This window comes from Thermocatellispora tengchongensis, assembly GCF_014202315.1.
Lineage (GTDB): Bacteria > Actinomycetota > Actinomycetes > Streptosporangiales > Streptosporangiaceae > Thermocatellispora > Thermocatellispora tengchongensis.
Genome location: NZ_JACHGN010000005.1, coordinates 528,493 through 546,090, shown reverse-complemented (window position 1 = coordinate 546,090; position 17,598 = coordinate 528,493). Strand labels below are relative to the sequence as shown.

Genomic DNA, 17,598 nt, shown 5'->3' with positions numbered 1-17,598 from the left:
AAGCAAGCGCTCGGCAGGATAAGGTCCGGGTGTGGAGCTGCGTGAGCTGGTGGCGGCGGGTGAGAGCGCGGTGCTGGTGATGGAGATGCAGCGGGGGGTGGTGGGCGACCTGGCGCGCTTTCCCGAGCTGCGCGAGGTGTGCGCACGGCGAAACGTCGCCGGGCACGCCGCCGTCCTGCTGGAGGCGGCGCGCGCCGCCGGGGTGCCGGTGGTGCACTGCACGGCGGCCTTCCGCGCCGACCGGGCCGGGACGCACGTCGGCGGCTCCCCGTTCCTGACCGTGCTGCTGCGAGACCCCGGGCACATGCTGGAGGGCACCCCGGCCGTGGAGGTGATACCCGGGCTGAGCGCGGCCGGCGACCTGGAGTCGCGGCGCCACCACGGCTTCTCGCCGTTCACCGGCACCTCGCTGGACATGACGCTGCGCTCGCTCGGCGTCCGCACCGTCGTGGCCGCCGGCGTCTCGCTCAACCTGGGCGTCCCCGGCCTGGTGCTGGAGGCGGTCAACCTCGGCTACCGCGCGGTGGTGGTGACCGACGCCGTGGCCGGGGTGCCGGAGGAGTACGGCCATGCCGTGCTCGACCACACGATCCCGCTGCTGACCGCCCGCGCGACCGCGGCCGAGGTGGTGGCGGTGTGGAAGGGATGAGGGGAGGGGGCCGGATGGCAGGGGGCGTGACCGCGGCCGAGGTGGTGGCGGCGTGGAGGTGAACCGGGCTGGGATGGCCGGGCTGGGGCTGTCCGGGCGCACGGCCGTGGTGACCGGGGGAGCCGGGGCCATCGGCGCCGCCGTCTGCGCCGACCTGGCCGCGCTCGGCGCCCGGGTGATCGTGGCCGACGTGGACGAGCGGGGCGCGGAGAAGGTGGCGGCGGCGCTGGGCGGCGAGCCGCTGACCGTCGATCTGGCCGAGCCCGCCTCGATCGAGGAGTTCTGCGCGCGGGCCGGCCCGGTGGACATCGCCGTGCACAACGCGGGCGTATCGATCCTGGCCCCGTTCACCCGCGGCGACCCCGATGACTGGGAACTGATGTGGCGGGTCAACCTGCGCGGCCCCATGCTGCTCACCCGGCTGCTGCTGCCCGGCATGGCCGAGCGCGGCTGGGGCCGCCTGGTGTTCGTCTCCTCCGACGGCGCGCGGGCGGGCTCGGGCGGCGAGGGCGCGTACGCCGCCACCAAGGCCGGCCTGTTCGGCCTGGCCAAGACCCTGGCCAGGGAGGCCGCCCGGCACAACGTGACCAGCAACGTCGTGTGCCCCGGCCCGACCGACACCCCGATGCTGCGCCGGATCGAGTCCGCCGAGCCGGGCCTGGTGGCCAGGATCGCCAAGGGCATCCCGCTGCGCAGGCTGGGCACCCCTGCCGACGTGGCCGGCCTGGTCGCCTACCTGTGCACCGACCGCGCCGCGTACATCACCGGCCAGATCCTGTCGGTCAGCGGCGGGATCACGATGGCATGAGCGGATCGCCCGCGGGGTCACAGCGCCGCGTAGGCGGCCTCGGCCAGATGGTAGGCGCGGAGGTTGCCCGCCACCGCGTTCGACAGCCGGTTGGGGATGTAGGCCATGGCCAGGCCGTGCTCGGGGTCGCCCAGGCCGAGCGAGCCGCCGTACCCGGTGTGGCCGAAGGCGGTCGCCGCGCCCGGCCGCGGGGTGAGGAAGGTCGTGGCGGGCCGCATGTAGCCCAGGCCGAAGGAGCTGTCGAACAGCAGCACCCGGTCGGGGCCGGAGACCCGGCGGCGGGTGGCGTCGCGCAGGGTGGCGGGCCGCAGGACCCGGCCCGCGATCAGCTCGCGGTAGAAGGCGGCCAGGCCGCGTGCCGTGGCCACCATGCCGAGCGCGGGCCAGCCGGCCCGCAGCATGACGGGGTTGTTCGCGCCGCCCTTGAGCCTCTGGACGGGCGGACTGGCGAGCGCCCGGTTCAACAGGCTGCCGGGATCGGCCATGGCGCGGGCGACCTCCTGCCCCGGGGACGCCGGGGTCTCCGGGGCAGCCTCGGACACCGGCGGCTGCGCCTGCGTTCCCGAAGGCGCAGCCGCCGGCGGTACCCGGTCGCCGGCGCTCAGCCGGGCGGCGCGCCCGGCCACCTCCGGCGGGGCGCCGAGCCACAGCTCCAGGCCGAGCGGCCCGGCGATGTCCGCGGCGACGATCTCCCCGGCGCTCTTGCCCGACACCCGGCGGATGACCTCCCCGACCAGGAACCCGTAGGTCACCGCGTGGTAGCCGTGCGCGGTGCCGGGCTCCCACAGCGGCGCCTGTGCCGCGAGCCTGGCCGCGATGGCGGGCTGGTCCTCGAACTCCTCGGCCGGAACGCTCTCCTCCAGGACCGGCAGCCCGGCCTGGTGGGTGAGCAGGTGCTCCACCGTGATCCCGCCCTTGCCGCGGGCGGCGAACTCCGGCCAGCAGTCGGCGACCGGCGCGCGTACGTCCACTTGGCCGCGCTCGGCGAGCAGCAGCAGGGCCGTGGCGGTGACCGCCTTGGTGCAGGAGTACGCCAGCGCCGGCGTGCCGGCCTCCCACGGGCGCCCGGTGTGCCGGTCGGCCACGCCGCCCCACAGGTCCACCACCGCCCGTCCCTCGTGGAAGACCGCGACCGCGGCGCCCAGTTCCTCACCGTCGGCGAAGTGCCGCTCGAACACCGCCCGCACCCCGGCGAACCGGGGATCGCAGTGGCCCTGGACCGGGGTCATGCCGGAACCTCCACCCATGAAAGGGAGCGCTTGCTTGGCTGCCGAGCCTAACAACTGGGGCCGGTTCGGCCCAGACGATCAGCGGGGCACGCTCAACCTGCTGACCCCCGAGGTCGTGCTGCGCGCGCTGGCCGCGGCGACCACCGGCCGGGTGCTCAGCCTGGCCATGCCCATCCGTGGCGCCACCTCCTCGGCCGCGCCGCACAGCGTGCCGCACCTGCGCGGACGCCCGCTGCCGCAGCACTTCATGTCCGTGGACGGCGCCGACTACGCGGCCGGGGCCCGCGCGATCGGCGCCGGGCTGCGGGTCGCCGACGACGCGCTGATCGTCACCCCCCACGGCACGACCACCCACATGGACGCGCTGTGCCACATGTGGGCCGGGGACGAGCTGTACAACGGCCACCCGGCCGCGCGGGTGCGCTCCTACGGCGCGGCCCGCTGCGGCATCGAGCGCGCCGGCGGCGTCGTGGCCCGCGGCGTGCTGTTCGACGTGCCCCGCCACCTCGGCCTGGACCACCTGCCTGCCGGCTTCCGGATCGGGCCGGAGCTGCTGGAGGAGATCGCGCCGGAGGTGCGCCCCGGGGACGTGGCGGTGATCCGCACCGGCTGGCCGCTGGTGTGGGAGCGGTCGCGGGAGGAGTACTGGTCCGGGCAGCCGGGCCTGTCGGCCGGGGCGGGCCGCTGGCTGGCCGGGCGCGACGTGGCGATGGTGGCCGCCGACAACGCCGCCGTCGGCGGGCTGAACGCCGGCCAGCTCGCCGACGAGGACGCCGAGGACGACCTGCACCTGATCCTGCTGTGGCGGCACGGCATCCACCTGGCCGAGATGCTCTGGCTGGAGGAGCTGGCCGCGGCCGGGCGGAGCGAGTTCGTCTTCGTCGCCGCCCCGCTGAGGATCGAGGGCGGGACCGGCAGCCCGATCAACCCGCTGGCGATCCTGTGACGGCCCGTCAGTAGCCCACGCCCACCGGCCGCCGGATCGTGGCCGGGTCGTCCAGCGCGCCGAGCATGGCGCAGGCGAGGTCGGCCCGGGAGATGAAGTGCCCCTTCGGCACGTTGCCGCCCACGACCCGGCGGAACTTCCCGGTCAGCGGCTTGTCGGTCAGCCGCGGCGGGCGCACCACCGTCCATTCGGCCGTGCTGCGCCGCAGCTCCTCCTCCATCACGGCGAGGTCGGCGTAGACGTTCTTGAGCACCGACTTGATGACCGGGCCCAGGACCAGCCGGTAGAACAGGCCCTCGCCCGGCGGGGTCGGGCCGACCGGGGTCGCGCTGACCACCACGATCCGGCGTACGCCGGCGTCGGCCATCGCGCCCAGGATCGCCCGGGTGGCGGGGGCGGCGGTCGGCGGGGCCTTGCGGCTGGAGGGGCCGATCCCGGACAGGACCGCCTCGGCGCCCTTGAGCGCGGGCCCGATCGCCGCCGGGTCGGTCACCGACGGGGCGGTGAACACCTCCAGCGCCGGATGGGCCGGGACCGCCAGCCGGGCCGGGTCGCGGACCACCGCGGTCACCTTGTGCCCCGCGTCGAGCGCCTGCCGCACGATGTGCCCGCCTGTGCCGCCGGTCGCGCCGAAGACCGTGAGGTTCATGATCAGCTCCCTGGTGCCCGTGGTGGGTGAGTATTCACTGACATATTACGCTCGATGGATCCCTCCCGCGGAAGGAGAATCAGTCCCATGCCCGAATCCCGCCCCGTCTTCACGCCCGTCCAGCGCGGCGGCGCCTCCACCCGGGAGCGCATCCTCGACGCCGCCGAGCGCCTGATGCGCACACTCGGGCTGGCCCGGGTCACCACCAAGGAGATCGCCCGTGCCGCGGGCTGCTCGGAGGCCGCGCTCTACAAGCACTTCACCGGCAAGGAAGACCTGTTCGTGGCGATGCTGAAGGAGCGGCTGCCCAACCCGGTCGCGCTGCTCGCCGAGCTGACGCGCGACCCGGCCGCCCGGCCGATCGAGCAGGCGCTGGCCGAGATCGCCCGGCAGGCGACGGCCTTCTACCAGACCGTCATGCCGATCGGCTGCTCGCTGTTCGCCGAGCCCGAGCTGCTGCGGCGGCACCGCGAGGCCATGCGGGCGATGGACCTCGGCCCGCAGATCCCGCTGGAGACCCTCGCCGCCTACCTTCGCGCCGAGCAGGCCGCGGGCCGGCTGCGCGCCGGCGCCGACGCCGACGCGGGCGCGTCCCTGCTGCTCGGGGCCTGCTTCCAGCGGGCGTTCCTGCAGCAGTTCATGGGCGATGACGTGCTGCAGCAGTCACTGGACGACTTCGCCGCCCACACCGCCCGCATCCTGCTGAACGGCATGGGGTGAACGCGGCCGGGCTCACGCGCCGGGATAGGCCCCGCCGCCGTACGCCGCGTCGAGCGCGTCGTAGTCGGGGGTGAACCCGCGCTTGGGGATCTCCTCGGCGAACACCACGTGCCGCGGCCGCTTGTACGCCGCGATCCGCCCGCGCACATGCTCGACGAGCTCCTCCGCGCTCGCGCCCGGCCCGCCGGGCTCCAGCACGACCACCGCCTTGACCGCCTGGGTCCACCGCTCGTCCGGCACCCCGATCACCGCCGCGTCGCGCACCGCCGGGTGCGACTTCAGCGCCCGCTCCACCTCGGCGGGGTAGATGTTCTCGTTGCCCGACTTGATCATTCGCAGCTTGGGCCCGATGAAGGTGATCGTGCCGTCGGGCTCGCGGCGGCCCAGGTCGCCGGTGTGGTGCCACCCGTACGCGGTGCGGGCCGCGTTCAGCTCCGGGCGGTCGTGATAGCCGGAGAAGATCGACTTCCCCCGGGCGCAGATCTCGCCCACCTCGCCCGGCGCCACCTCGGTGCCGTCGGGGGCCAGCAGGCGCACCTGGACCAGCGGCGAGGGGCGTCCGGCGAAGCCCGCCCCGCCCGGCGCCAGGCCGAGGAAGGTGAGCATCCCGCCCACCTCGGTCTGCCCGTAGCCGCCCATCTTGGAGCGGCACCACGGCGAGTCGTCCACGGTGATCATGGCGTCCCACTCGGGGGAGTGGGCCACGAAGCGCAGCGAGGACAGGTCGTACTTGCCGCCCGCGTTGGCCGCGGCCACGGCGTCGATCATCTGCCCGAACAGGAACGCCTGGGTCACCTTCTCGGCGTCCACCAGCCGGCAGACCTCCTCGGCGTCGAAGGCCGGCATGAACACGTTGGTGCCGCCGATCTGCAGCGTCGCCAGGCAGAACATCATCGTGCCCACGTGGTAGAGCGGGCCGCTGTTGAGGAAGGTGAAGCCCGGCTCCATCTGGCGCACGACGAGCAGGGCCGCGCTGTGGGCGATCAGCGCCGCGTCGCTGAGCAGGGCCGCGCTGGGCCGTCCCCCGAACGCCGCGGTGTACAGCGCCAGCACCGGCGACCCGTCGTCGCCGTGCTCGGCGGTGGCCCCAGGGCTGTGTTCCGCGCCGTCGCGCACCTCCGGGCCGCCCGCCAGGAACTCCTCGTACGCCGCCCCCGCCTCGATCCAGCCGGGCCCGCACAGCCCGGCCGCGGCCTCCGAGCGCTCCCAGACCACCACCGTGGGCGCCAGGTCTTCGAGCACGAAGGCCAGCTCGTCCGCGCTCTGCCGCCAGTTGGCCGGGCACAGCACCGCGCCCAGCCGGGACGCGGCCAGCAGCAGTTCCAGCACGGCCGCAGCGTTGCGGCCGAGCCACAGCACCCGGTCGCCGGGGCCGACCCCGCGCCCGGCCAGGGCGCCCGCGAGCCGGGCGACCCGCGCCTCCAGCTCCGGGTACGTCAGCCGCGTCTCGCCGTCCACCACCGCGGTCACCAGCGGGCGGCTGCGGGCGTGCTCGGCGAGCACGTCGGAGAGGGTGAGCCGGTGGATCATCGCGCCTCCTCGGGGCCGGCGGGTTGGGGGGTCACCGGAAGGCGGGCATGACCTCGGCCGCGAAGAACCGCATGACCTTCTCCATGTCCTCCACCGGCATCGGCCGGGTGCTGCCGAAGTCGCACAGCAGGTCGGCGAACCCGGCGTCGGCCAGCACCCGGATCTGCCCGATCACCCGCTCCGGGTCGCCGATGACCTCAAGCTGCTCCCAGCGGAAGTCGTTGGACAACGAGCCGCCCTTGAGATAGCGGTCCTGGTAGTACTCGAAGCCCTGCGCGGCCCGGCCCGTCCTGGGGTCGATCGGCGCGCTGCGCTCGTTGAAGATCCGCGAGCGGTCGAACGACGCCTCGAACCTGGCCTGGTCCCGCCTGGCCTGCTCCAGCGTGGGCGCGACGTAGACGCTGCGGGCCACGACCAGCTCGGCCTTGGCCACGTCGTGCCCGGCTCGGGCGGCGGTCTCGCGCCAGGTCTCCGCGGCCCGCACCACCTTGGAGAAGGGGGCGGCGGGGTCGGCCAGGATCGGCAGGCCGCGCTCGCCGTACATGGTGACGGTCTCCGGTGAGACGGCGGCGACGTGGATCGGCGGGTGCGGGTCCTGCACCGGCCGCGGCACCAGGCCGATGCCGGTCCCGGTGCGGTAGTACGTGCCGTCGTGGGCGTACTCCGGGCTGCGCCACAGCCCGACGATCATCTCCAGCGCCTCGTTGAACCGGCCGCGCGCCTCGGCCAGGTCGACGCCGAACCCCTCGAACTCGTAGCTCTGGTAGCCGCGCCCGATGCCGAGGTCCAGCCGCCCGCCGGACAGGGTGTCCACCATCGCCGCCTCCTCGGCGACGTGGATCGGGTTGTGCAGCGGGAGCACCACGATCCCGGTGCCCAGGCGCAGCCGCGAGGTGCGCGGCACCAGCGTGGCGAGCATGGTGAACAGGTTCGGCGCGACGCCGTAGTCGCGGAAGTGGTGCTCGGCCAGCCGCACGCCGTCGAAGCCCAGCTCCTCGGCGAGCTCGATGAGCCGGATGTGGTGGTCGTAGACGTCGGCGAAGCTCTGGCCGTCGAACCGGTGGAACAGGTGGAAGGTGGAGAACTTCATCGGCGGTGACCCACTTCCCTAAACCAAGCGCTCGCTTGGGGAAGCGTAACACAGGGGATCGCCGGGCGGGCGCTACGCCTTCTCCACCCGGCGCAGTTCCAGGAGCCCGCTGCGGTAGTCGGGGCCGTAGGGGGACCAGGCGGGCAGGTCCAGGCCGACGGACATCAGCGTGCGGCCGTGCCAGAGGGAACCCCCGGCCTCGCCCGTCACCACCTCGTACGCGGCCTCGGGGTCGAGCCCGCCCAGGCGCAGCCGCCTGGGCGCGCGCTTGTCCAGCGCGAACGGGTTGTAGGCGAGCACCACGACCCGCTCGCCCAGGACGTACTGCACCGCGGAGGCGGCCTGGCCCGGCGTGCCGCCAAGGCGGTACAGCCGGCCGTGCTGCACGACCGGGCGGATCGCCTTGTAGGCCGCGACGAGATCACGGGCCTCGGCCAGATCCTCCGCGCTCCACCTCGTCAGGTCCCCGCCGATGCCGAGGACGCCCGCCATCGCGACGTGGAACCGGTAGCGCAGCGGAACCTCCCGGCGGGTGTGCGGGTTGGGACTGTCGGTCACCCAGGCCGACATCACGTTCGCCGGGTACAGGTGGGAGAAGCCGTGCTGGATGCCCTGCCGGTCGCGGGCGTCGGTGTTGTCGGAGGTCCAGACCTGGTCGGTACGCCGCAGGATGCCCAGGTCGGCCCGGCCGCCACCGCCGGAGCACGACTCGATCCGCAGGGCGGGGTTGCGGCGGCGCAGCTCGTCCATGACGGCGTAGACGCCGCGGGTGTGCTCGATCCACAGCATGTCCGCGCGGTCCCCGGCGTCCGGCCAGCCGGCCTGGCTGAAACCGCGGTTCATGTCCCACTTCAGGTAGGCCAGGCCGTACTCGCGGACCAGCGTGTCCAGCCAGCCGGTCGCCCACGCGCGCACGTCGTCCCGGGCGAAGTTGAGCACGAGCTGGTTGCGCATGGTGTCGCGGCGCCGGCGCGGATAGTGCAGCACCCAGCCGGGGTGCCGCCGGTACAGGTCGCTGTCGGGGTTGACCATCTCCGGCTCGACCCAGAGCCCGCCGGCCATGCCCAGCTCGCGCACCGTGTCGAACAGGCGGGTCAGCCCCTTGGGAAAGCGCTCGGGGTTGGGCCACCAGTCGCCCAGGCCGCGCGAGTCGCCGTCGCGGGCGCCGAACCAGCCGTCGTCCACCACGAACAGCTCCACGCCGAGCGCGGCGGCCCTGGCGGCCAGGTCGAGTTGGCCCGCCTCGGTGAGGTCGAAGCCGGTGGCCTCCCAGGAGTTGTACAGAACCGGCCGGTCCTCGTCCGGGGCCGGCAGGACGTGGCGGCGCACGTGCCGGTGCCAGGCCCGGCCGGCGGCGCCGTACCCGCCGTCGCTGTAGAGGCCGAGGACGGACGGGGTGCGCAGGCTCTCGCCCGGCGCCAGGTGCCAGGACGGCCCGTCGTGGCGGAAGCCCGCGGTGACGCTGACGGTCCCCCCGGGCAGGTGCTGCGCGGTCAGCCGCCACGACCCGCTCCAGGCCAGCGCCACGCTCCACACCTCGCCGCTCTCCTCGGTGGCGTCACCCGCGTCGATCATGATCCACGGGTTGGCGCGGTGGCTGGTGGTGCCGGTCCTGCTGGTGAACGTGGTCTCCCCGACCGGCAGCTCGGCCCGCTGGAGCTGCGTCTCCCGCGCCCACTCCCCGAACACCCCGGTGCAGCGGCAGGCCGGCCGCTCGGGGATCAGCCAGTTGCCGGAGTCGAGCCTGCCGAGCCGCACCGCCGCGGCGCCCTCGTTGGCCACCGTGACCCACCGCTCGATGACATCGGTGTCCTCGGCGCAGCGCACGTGCACGCCGACCCGCAGGCCGTACGCCTCGTCGCGCAGCACCAGCTCGATCTCCTCGCCGTCCGCGGCCCGCGCCGGCACGGCCCCGGCGAAGGCCAGTTCGACCGAGCGCACCCCGCCCTCGTAGGTGGCCTGCAGCGACGGCACACCCCAGCGCCGCCCGCCGTCCACGGGCAGCAGCTCGTCGCCCTCACGCGGATCGGCGAAGCCCGATCCGCTCCACGACCGGGGCCGCACGGCCTCGGCCAGAGCCGCCTCCGGCAGTCTGGGCCCCCAGTACCACTGCACGACGCGGCCGTCGTCGCCGTCGCCCTCCACGCCGAACAGGTAGGTGGAGGTGGCCGTGACGGCCGCCCACGTGCGCTCTCCCACCGGGATGATGGACATGCTCAGCTCCACAACGATGATGCGCCTAGGCGGGCGCGACGGTCGCGGCGGGGGACGCGTCGATCTCGTCCGCCGTCCCGTCCGGCCAGGTGATCCGCAGGGCCGAGGGGCCGGTCCACTCGACGGCCGGCGGCTCGCCGTCCTCGCCGAGGAACACCGCCGCCTCGTACCAGGTGTCCGGCCGCGCGGGCGCGGGCGTCGCGCACCACGGGACGAGCGTCCACGGGGCCAGCGGCGAGGCGCCCTCGGCCGAGGTCACGCCGCACGCCTCCAGGCCCGGCCCGCCCACGATCCGCGAGCGCAGCGTGCCGTTCGACGCCTCCGCCTGTGTCGCGGTGCGCGACTCGGCGGGTGCGGGGGCGGGCAGCGGCCATCCGCCGACGTGCAGCACCCCGGGCTCCTCGCCGGCCCCCGCCGCAACCCGGACCAGGCGCACCTCCCACGCGCCGCGCACGGCGGAGAACACGCCGACCCACGGCCCGAGGCGGGTCGCTCCCGAGCGGCCGAAGCCGTGGTCCGGGCTCTCCTGCTCCGGATCGACCCAGTGCGCGCGCCAGCGCGACCCGCCGACCAGGGTGCCCGAGGCGAGCCGGCCGGTGGCGAGGATCTCGAAGCCCGTGCGATGGCTGGGCACCCCCGCGGCGTCGAGGAGCACGACGGACTGGTCCAGCGGGTGCCCGGCGTGCTCGCCGGTGAGGAGGGGGGAGGTCGCGGTCGAATAGCCGAGCCGCGCGTACAGCGGTGAGTCGGTCAGGTGCGATCCGGGGTGGGAGTGGTCGGTGCCGTGGTTCACCACCCGGACGACGCCGTCGCGGCGGGTGCCGCTGACGAGCCACCCCGCTGCCGGGACGACGAGGCCGTAGTCGCCCGACTCGACCGGCAGGGGCGCCTCGACGGCCGTCCACACCGGGTGGCTCGCGGGCAGCGCCAGGCCGAGGAAGCCCTTGGAGGCCCAGTACGGGGAGCCCGGCCCCGAGTAGTCCTGGGCGATCGGCCGCCACGCGCCGTACCAGCCGAGCGTGAGCACCCCGTCCGCGTCCGGCGCGCCGCGCTCGACGAAATGGCGGGCGATGCCGGACGCCGCACGGCGCAGCAGCCCCGGATCGGGCGCCGGGACCCCGGCGCGGGCCCCGGCCCAGAACTGCGCGGCGGCGGCGAAGCGGTAGGTCAGGCTCCGGCCCTGGACCAGTGGCGATCCGTCGGCGCCGACGAGGTGGACGGCGTCGTGCAGGTAGCGTTCGAGGCGGCCCAGGTACTCCGGGCGCCGCGACCGCGCCCGCGGGTCGCCCGCGGCCATCTCGCTCCACAGCAGCGGGTAGAAGTGCAGCGCCCATCCCGCGTAGTGGTCGTAGGAGCGTTCGGGGCCGTCGGCGTACCAGCCGCCGTCCCGGGCGAAGCCGTCGGCGAGCGCGAGGCCGGCGTCCATGACCTCCGGCTCGAAGGGGGCGCCCACCGACGCGAGGAACTGCCCGACGATGATCTGGAACCAGATCCAGTTGATCGGCGGGTACTCCATCTCGGCCGCGGGGGCCAGGTAGCCGACGACCCGCTCCTGCACCTTCGGGGTGAGCAGGTCCCACAGCCACGGCCGGGTGAGGTGGAGCACCAGGGCGATGGACGCGGCCTCGACCCGGGCCTGATGGTGCTCGTCCAGGCGCACCCAGCGCTCCGGGGACCGGGGGTCCGTGCCCGCGGCGATCCCCTTGGCGTACCACTCCATGAGGTTCAGCGGGTCGCGCCCGCCCTCGCCGGCCACGCGGAACCCGGCGGCCAGGAACGTGCGCGCGAAACCCTCCAGCGCGTCCACGTCGGAGCCGTACCCGCCCGGCGCCCCGGGGAAGGCGATGCGGGCGTGGGAGGCGGAGGCGTAGCGGCGGGCCGCGAGGAGGAGCCGGTCGGCGAGCGCCGCCCAGTGGTCCCGGGTCCACCCGGTGTGGGGGGAGAGCCGGTGGTCGTCGAACTCCCGCAGCGAGGTCGCCAAGGGGCGGGTGGCCGTGGTCATGGCGGACAGTACAACCGCGGTGATCGGGGGAGTCAACGCGTGACCGGGCAAACGTTCAAAAACGATCGGCGGCCGATCCCGGCGGCGGCCCGCTCGACTCGCGCACGTTCAGCACGGGCAGCAGGCGGATGCGCTGGGCGGGGAAGGGGGTGGCGGTCGGCCCGGAGTGCGCTATGGCGCGCAGGCAGGCGTCGATGGCGGCGAAACCGATGGCCTTCTTGGGCGGGGCCACCGCCGTCAGCGGCATCTCCCCGAGCCCGGCCACCTCGTCGTCGTAGGCGACGATCGTGAAGTCGCCGGGGATGTCCAGGCCGGCCTCCACCGCCGCCTGCGCGAACTGCAGCGCGAGCTGGTCGGGATGGATGAGCACCGCCGTCACCCCCGCGGCGTGGGCCTCGTGAAGGTAGCGCCGGACGTTCGCCGCGTGGTCGATCGAGCTCCAGTCGGGGTGGCCGAAGTCGAACTCGGGGGCGTGCACCTCGCAGCCGTGGGCGCGGGCGGCGGCGCGGGCGCCCGCGGAGATCTCCTGCACGTGCGGGTTCGCGTACGTCCACACGGCGATGCGCCGGTGCCCCAGCCCGGCCAGGTGCGCCACGGCGATCTCGGCTCCGTGCTGATGGTCGGAGCGCACGGAGTCGATCACGCGGCCCCGCGTGGGGAACTCCCAGACCCGCTCGACGACGGTGACCGGGATCGGCGACTCCTCGATGAGCGCGCGCAGCGGGCTCATCGAGGAGTCGGCCAGCTCGGACTTGCTCGGCGTGATGAGGACGCCGTCGAGGCCGATGGTCGTCATCCGCTCGAAGATCCTGCGCTCCTCGGCCTCGCTGTACTCGGAGATGGCCAGGACGAGGCGGACGCCGGCGAGGTGCGCGGCCAGCTTGGCGCCCTCGATGGCCTCGGCGTAGTAGTAGGTGCTGGTGGGGGCGATCATGCCGATCGTCGCCACGGGCGCGTCGTCCCCGCTCCTGCGCGGCGAGAGGCCGAAGGTCGCGGCGAGCTGCTTGGCCGTGCGCTCGGGGCCGTAGTCGTCGGCCACCGGCCGCTGGAGGAACCTCGCGCCGCCGTGCACGCGCGAGAGCTGCCCGGCGCGTTCGAGCTCGCGCAGGTCGCGGCGGAGCGTGACCTTGGCGACCCCGAGCCGGGCGGCGAACTCCGCCACGCTGAGCGTGCCGCGCAGCCGGAGCTCGCGCAGGATCGCCTCCCTGCGTTCGGCGCCGATCATCGTGATCTCCTCCGTCTCGTCGGGAAGCGGCGGGACCGGCCGACCGCTTCGGATCACCTGATCAATCATCGCCGCCGTGCACGCCGCGGGCAGGCGTCGCCGTGCCGCTCCCGCACATTGTCCGGGATGGGGCGGGGGAGCGGGGCCGGATCGATTTTGATCGTTTCATTGCCCGTCTATTGATCCCCGCTCGTGGCCGATCGAAGAATCAACCAGCGCGAAATTTCCCCGTAACGTCCCCGTTGCGGGGAAATCTGGCGCGTCGTCCTGATCACAGGCAGAGCCAGAGAGCGAGCGTCAATGAAGCCAGTGGTGTCCGGCCGTCCCGACTGGGCGGTGGGGACCTGCATCGGCCGGGAGTGGTCCCGGTCGGTCCTCACCGACCGGGTGAGGGCCGCCATCCGGCACCGGGTCGATCTCGTGGAGTTCGACCCTGTCTCGGAAGCCGTGCGGGACGACATCCGCGTCCTCATCACCGGCTGGGGGACACCGCCGCTGACCGGCGACGTCCTGGACCGCCTGCCCGCGCTGGAACTCGTGCTGCACGCGGCCGGCAGCGTCCGCGGCATCGTCACCGGCGCCGTGTGGGCACGGGGCGTCCGGGTCTCGACGGCGGCGTCCGCCAACGCCGTATCCGTCGCCGACTTCACCTACGCCCAGGTGCACCTGTCGCTGAAGAACGTCTGGCGGCTCGCCCTGGACGCGCGGGCGGCCGGGGGGCCGGTGCCGCGCACCGGCGTGCGCGGCGTGGACGGCGCGACGATCGGCCTGGTCGGGCTGGGCCACATCGGCCGCCTCGTCGCGCGGCGCCTGGCCGAGCACGACCTGCGCGTCCTGGCCTACGACCCGTTCGCCCGGCCGGACGAGGCCGCCGGCCTCGGCGTGGAGCTCGCCGGCCTGCCCGCCGTGATCGGCGGCAGCGACGTGCTGACCCTGCACGCGCCGCACAACGACGCGACGCACCACATGATCTCCACGGCGGAGCTCGACCTGATGCCTCCGCACAGCACGCTGCTGAACACCGCCCGGGGCGGCCTCGTGGACCACGACGCGCTGGTGGAGTTCCTGACCCGGCGGCGCGACGTCTTCGCCGTCCTGGACGTCACCGAGCCCGAGGAGCTGCCCGCCGGGCACCCGCTGTTCCGCCTGGGCAACGCGCTGGTCACCCCGCACATCGCCGGCAGCCTCGGCACCGACGAGGCGCGGCTGGGCGACCTCGCCGCCGCCGAACTCGTCCGGTTCCTCGAAGGAGACCCGCTGGAGCACGAGGTGAACGAGGACCGGCTCGCCCTGTCCGCGTGACCCGCCGCCCACGAGCACCGACCCCCCGCACCACCACCCCCCCAGGAGACGCCATGACCACGTTCCGGCATGCCCACACCCGCACCACGCTGTTCGGCGGTACCGCGGCCCTCGCCCTCGCCCTGACGGCCTGCGGGGCCCCGTCGTCCGGCGGGAGCGCGTCCGGCGACGGCACGGTCACCATCACGGTCGGCGACCGGCCCAGCGCCGACCAGGCCGCGGCCCGCGCGTTCTTCGACCGGCGGGTCCAGGAGTTCCACCAGGCCCACCCGGGCATCAGGATCGAGCCGTCGGAGACGGTGTGGGACGTGCAGACCTTCCAGGCGAACGTGGCGGGCGGCACCCTGCCGGACGTGATCAAGGTCCCGTTCACCGAGATCCAGTCGCTCATCGCGCGCCGGCAGGTCGCGGACATCACCGACGAGCTCAAGGCCGTCGGGCTCGCCGATCAGCTCAACCCGCAGACGCTCAAGATCGTCCAGGGCCGCGACGGCCGCATCTACGGCGTCCCCGTGCTGCCGTACGCGATCGGCCTGTTCTACAACCGCGCCCTGTTCGAGAAGGCGGGACTCGACCCGGCCAAGCCGCCCAGGACCTGGGACGAGGTGCGTACCGCGGCCAAGGCCATCGCCGAGAAGACCGGGCAGGCCGGCTACGCCCAGATGACCACCGAGAACACCGGCGGCTGGATGCTGACCGCGCAGTCGTACAGCATGGGCGGCTCGATCGAGAGCGAGGACGGCTCCAAGGCCACCTTCGACGACGCCGCCACGCGCAACGCCCTGACGTACCTCAAGCAGATGCGCTGGGAGGACGACTCCATGGGCACCAACTTCCTCTACAACATGAACGACATCGCCAAGGACTTCGCGGCCGGCAAGATCGGCATGTTCCTGTCGGTGCCCTCGGCCGCCTACCAGGCCGCCGTGACCAACTTCGGCATGGCCAAGGAGGACGTCGGGCTCACCGCCGTGCCCACCGGGCCGGGCAACGACAACAGGGTCCTGTCGGGCGGGTCCGTCGAGATCGTGAACCCCAAGGCGAGCCCGGCCGAGAAGGCCGCGGCGCTGAAGTGGATCCGCTTCTTCGACCTGCACAAGTACATCGACCAGGAGGCGGCGGTCGCCGACGCCAAGGCCACCGCCCAGGACGGCGGCGCGGTCGGCATCCCCCGGCTGAGCCCCGTCGCCCCGGAGACGTTCGAGCGGTACGAGAGCTGGATCGCCGGCCACGTCAACGTGCCGCTGGAGAACTTCACCGGCTACACCGGCGACCTCGCGACCGTCCAGCTCAAGACCGAGCCCGTCAGGAGCGCGCAGGAGGTCTACGCCGTGCTGGACACCGTCCTGCAGAAGGTGCTCACCGACAAGGACGCCGACATCGCCGCGCTGCTCGCCGAGGCCGTCGCGACCGTGGACGCGAAGCTGGCACGGGCCCCGCGGTGATCCGTCCGTCCCCGGCCCGGTGGCCGCGCCGCGTCGATCCCGGCGCCGCGCTGCTCGCGCTCCCGCTCGTGCTCGTCTTCCTCTACTTCTCGTGGGGGCCGATCGTCCGCGGCCTGGTCATGAGCTTCCAGCAGACGAACTTCGTCTCCGGGAGCACCTGGGTCGGCTGGGAGAACTTCACCTACGTGCTCGGCGACCCGCTGCTGCCCACCGCGATCGGCAACACGCTCTGGTACGGGCTGCTCTGCCTGGTCTTCGGCTTCCCGCTGCCCGTCTTCCTCGCGGTCGTGATCTCCGAGCTGCGGCGCCGCAAGGGGCTCTACAGCGCCCTCGCCTACCTGCCGGTGGTGTTCCCGCCCGTCGTGGCGATCCTGCTGTGGAAGGTCTTCTACGACCCCTCCGCCGACGGCCTGTTCAACACGGTCCTCGGCTGGGCCGGGATCGACCCCCTGCCGTGGCTGAACACCGGGACGACCGCGATGCCGGCCCTGGTGCTGGAGGCGACCTGGGCCAACGCCGGCACCAACGTCATCATCTACCTCGCCGCCCTCACCGGCGTCAGGACCGAGCTGTACGAGGCGGCCGAGCTGGACGGCGCGGGGATCTGGCGCAGGATCTGGCATGTCACGCTCCCCCAGATCCGCGGCATCACGGTCGTGCTGATCCTGCTGCAGATCATCGGCACCGCGCAGGTGTTCACCGAGCCGTTCCTGTTCACCGGCGGCGGGCCCGACAACGCGACGATGACCATCCTGCTCATGGTCTACAACTACGCGTTCATCAACGGCGACTACGGGGCCGCGACGGCGCTGAGCCTGATGCTGGCCGTCGTCCTGTGCGTCTTCGCCGGCATCTACCAACTGGCGACGCGGAAGCTGGGGCGGGACTCATGACCGAGCGGGCGATCATCTCGGACGTCGATCTGGCCCGTCCCCTGGTGCGCCACTCGATGCGGATCATCCGGGGCGCCGTGTTCGCCGGGCTGCTCGTGGCGGGCGCCGGGCCGATGCTGTGGCTGTTCAAGGCGGCGACGTCGGACACGCAGGACACCCTGCGGGCGCCGTTCTCCCTGTGGCCGTCCGGCGTGAGCTGGGACAACCTGATCGGCGCGTGGCCGCGCCTGGACATGGGCGTCTACCTGTGGAACACGGTCGTCATGGCCGCCGGTTCCTGGGCCAGCACCCTGTTCGTCTGCGTCACCGGCGCGTACGTGCTCTCGGTGCTGCGGCCGAGATGGGGCGGCGTGCTGTCCGCGCTGGTCCTCGCCACCCTGTTCATCCCGAGCGTCGTCTCACTCGTCCCGCTCTACCTCACCGTCCTGGACCTGCCGGTGACGGGCGGCAGCCTGCAGAACACCTGGCTCGCGGTGTGGCTGCCCGCGGCGGCCAACGCCTTCAACGTGATCGTCATCAAGCGCTTCTTCGACGCGCTGCCGAAGGAGCTGTTCGAGGCGGCCCGCGCCGACGGGGCCGGTCCGGTCCGCATGCTCGTCTCGATCGTGCTGCCCCTGTCGCGGCCGATCCTCGGCGTGGTCTCCCTCCTGACGGTCGTCGCGTCGTGGAAGGAGTTCCTCTGGCCGCTCCTCGTGCTGCCGGAGCCGACGATGCAGCCGCTCTCGGTCGCGCTGCCCCGCGTGGCCCAGACCTCGGAGATCTCCCTCCTGATGGCCGCGCTGTTCATCGCGGTCCTCATCCCGGTCGCCCTGTTCCTGGCCTTCCAGAAGCAGTTCCTTCGTGGCGTCGGCCTGGCCGGCGGCATCAAGGGCTGACCTCCCTTCCCCCCAGGAAGC

The 17,598-nt window shown here is 73.6% G+C and carries 15 protein-coding genes; 8 read left to right on the top strand and 7 right to left on the bottom strand.

Going from position 1 to position 17,598, the window contains the following annotated elements; genetic code table 11:
* The first annotated feature begins 31 nt into the window (after positions 1-31).
* Together HNP84_RS14615 and HNP84_RS14610 are read left to right on the top strand one after the other, a co-directional pair.
* Positions 32-649: a cysteine hydrolase family protein gene (locus HNP84_RS14615; protein WP_312924792.1), complete on the top strand. Its 618-nt coding sequence runs from the start codon at positions 32-34 to the stop codon at positions 647-649.
* Positions 650-722: 73 nt separating this feature from the next.
* On the top strand, positions 723-1,457 hold the full coding sequence (locus HNP84_RS14610; RefSeq protein ID WP_185050295.1) for an SDR family NAD(P)-dependent oxidoreductase: 735 nt from the start codon (positions 723-725) through the stop codon (positions 1,455-1,457).
* Positions 1,458-1,474: 17 nt separating this feature from the next.
* Here HNP84_RS14610 and HNP84_RS14605 read toward each other — a convergent pair whose 3' ends face one another.
* Positions 1,475-2,686 (bottom strand): serine hydrolase domain-containing protein, encoded by a 1,212-nt coding sequence (locus HNP84_RS14605; protein ID WP_185050199.1) that lies wholly within the window; start codon positions 2,684-2,686, stop codon positions 1,475-1,477.
* Between the two features lie 34 nt (positions 2,687-2,720).
* On the opposite strand from HNP84_RS14605, the gene HNP84_RS14600 reads away from it, so the two are divergent.
* Complete coding sequence (locus HNP84_RS14600; protein WP_185050198.1) at positions 2,721-3,632, top strand: cyclase family protein; 912 nt, start codon at positions 2,721-2,723, stop codon at positions 3,630-3,632.
* A gap of 7 nt (positions 3,633-3,639) precedes the next feature.
* On the opposite strand, the gene HNP84_RS14595 is transcribed toward HNP84_RS14600, so the two are convergent.
* Positions 3,640-4,281: an NAD(P)-dependent oxidoreductase gene (locus HNP84_RS14595; RefSeq protein ID WP_185050197.1), complete on the bottom strand. Its 642-nt coding sequence runs from the start codon at positions 4,279-4,281 to the stop codon at positions 3,640-3,642.
* Positions 4,282-4,368: 87 nt separating this feature from the next.
* On the opposite strand from HNP84_RS14595, the gene HNP84_RS14590 reads away from it, so the two are divergent.
* On the top strand, positions 4,369-5,001 hold the full coding sequence (locus tag HNP84_RS14590; RefSeq protein ID WP_185050196.1) for a TetR/AcrR family transcriptional regulator: 633 nt from the start codon (positions 4,369-4,371) through the stop codon (positions 4,999-5,001).
* A 12-nt stretch (positions 5,002-5,013) separates the two neighbouring features.
* On the opposite strand, the gene HNP84_RS14585 is transcribed toward HNP84_RS14590, so the two are convergent.
* The 5 genes from HNP84_RS14585 to HNP84_RS14565 all read right to left on the bottom strand — a co-directional run bounded on the left by HNP84_RS14585 (position 5,014) and on the right by HNP84_RS14565 (position 13,119).
* Positions 5,014-6,531 carry an AMP-binding protein gene (locus HNP84_RS14585; protein WP_185050195.1) on the bottom strand — a complete coding sequence of 506 codons (1,518 nt, stop codon included), beginning with the start codon at positions 6,529-6,531 and terminating at the stop codon, positions 5,014-5,016.
* Positions 6,532-6,562: 31 nt separating this feature from the next.
* The gene (locus HNP84_RS14580; RefSeq protein WP_185050194.1) at positions 6,563-7,621 is read right to left on the bottom strand and encodes an LLM class flavin-dependent oxidoreductase; all 1,059 of its coding nucleotides are present in this window, start codon (positions 7,619-7,621) and stop codon (positions 6,563-6,565) included.
* Between the two features lie 72 nt (positions 7,622-7,693).
* The gene (locus HNP84_RS14575) at positions 7,694-9,835 is read right to left on the bottom strand and encodes an alpha-galactosidase (RefSeq protein WP_185050193.1); all 2,142 of its coding nucleotides are present in this window, start codon (positions 9,833-9,835) and stop codon (positions 7,694-7,696) included.
* 25 nt (positions 9,836-9,860) lie between these two features.
* Positions 9,861-11,837 (bottom strand): DUF2264 domain-containing protein, encoded by a 1,977-nt coding sequence (locus HNP84_RS14570; protein ID WP_185050192.1) that lies wholly within the window; start codon positions 11,835-11,837, stop codon positions 9,861-9,863.
* 55 nt (positions 11,838-11,892) lie between these two features.
* A complete protein-coding gene (locus HNP84_RS14565) occupies positions 11,893-13,119 on the bottom strand; it encodes a substrate-binding domain-containing protein (RefSeq protein ID WP_185050191.1) in 1,227 nt (408 codons plus the stop codon).
* 243 nt (positions 13,120-13,362) lie between these two features.
* On the opposite strand from HNP84_RS14565, the gene HNP84_RS14560 reads away from it, so the two are divergent.
* From HNP84_RS14560 to HNP84_RS14545, 4 genes are read left to right on the top strand one after another with little or no spacing between them, the layout of a single operon-like run.
* The gene (locus tag HNP84_RS14560; RefSeq protein WP_185050190.1) at positions 13,363-14,364 is read left to right on the top strand and encodes a hydroxyacid dehydrogenase; all 1,002 of its coding nucleotides are present in this window, start codon (positions 13,363-13,365) and stop codon (positions 14,362-14,364) included.
* A 53-nt stretch (positions 14,365-14,417) separates the two neighbouring features.
* Positions 14,418-15,809: an extracellular solute-binding protein gene (locus HNP84_RS14555; RefSeq protein ID WP_185050189.1), complete on the top strand. Its 1,392-nt coding sequence runs from the start codon at positions 14,418-14,420 to the stop codon at positions 15,807-15,809.
* Positions 15,806-16,702: a carbohydrate ABC transporter permease gene (locus HNP84_RS14550; RefSeq protein ID WP_312924785.1), complete on the top strand. Its 897-nt coding sequence runs from the start codon at positions 15,806-15,808 to the stop codon at positions 16,700-16,702. The genes HNP84_RS14555 and HNP84_RS14550 overlap by 4 nt, the downstream gene beginning before the upstream one ends.
* Positions 16,699-17,577, top strand: a complete 879-nt coding sequence (locus tag HNP84_RS14545) for a carbohydrate ABC transporter permease (protein ID WP_185050188.1) — start codon at positions 16,699-16,701, stop codon at positions 17,575-17,577. Before HNP84_RS14550 ends, HNP84_RS14545 begins: the two co-directional genes overlap by 4 nt.
* The last annotated feature ends 21 nt before the right edge of the window (positions 17,578-17,598 follow it).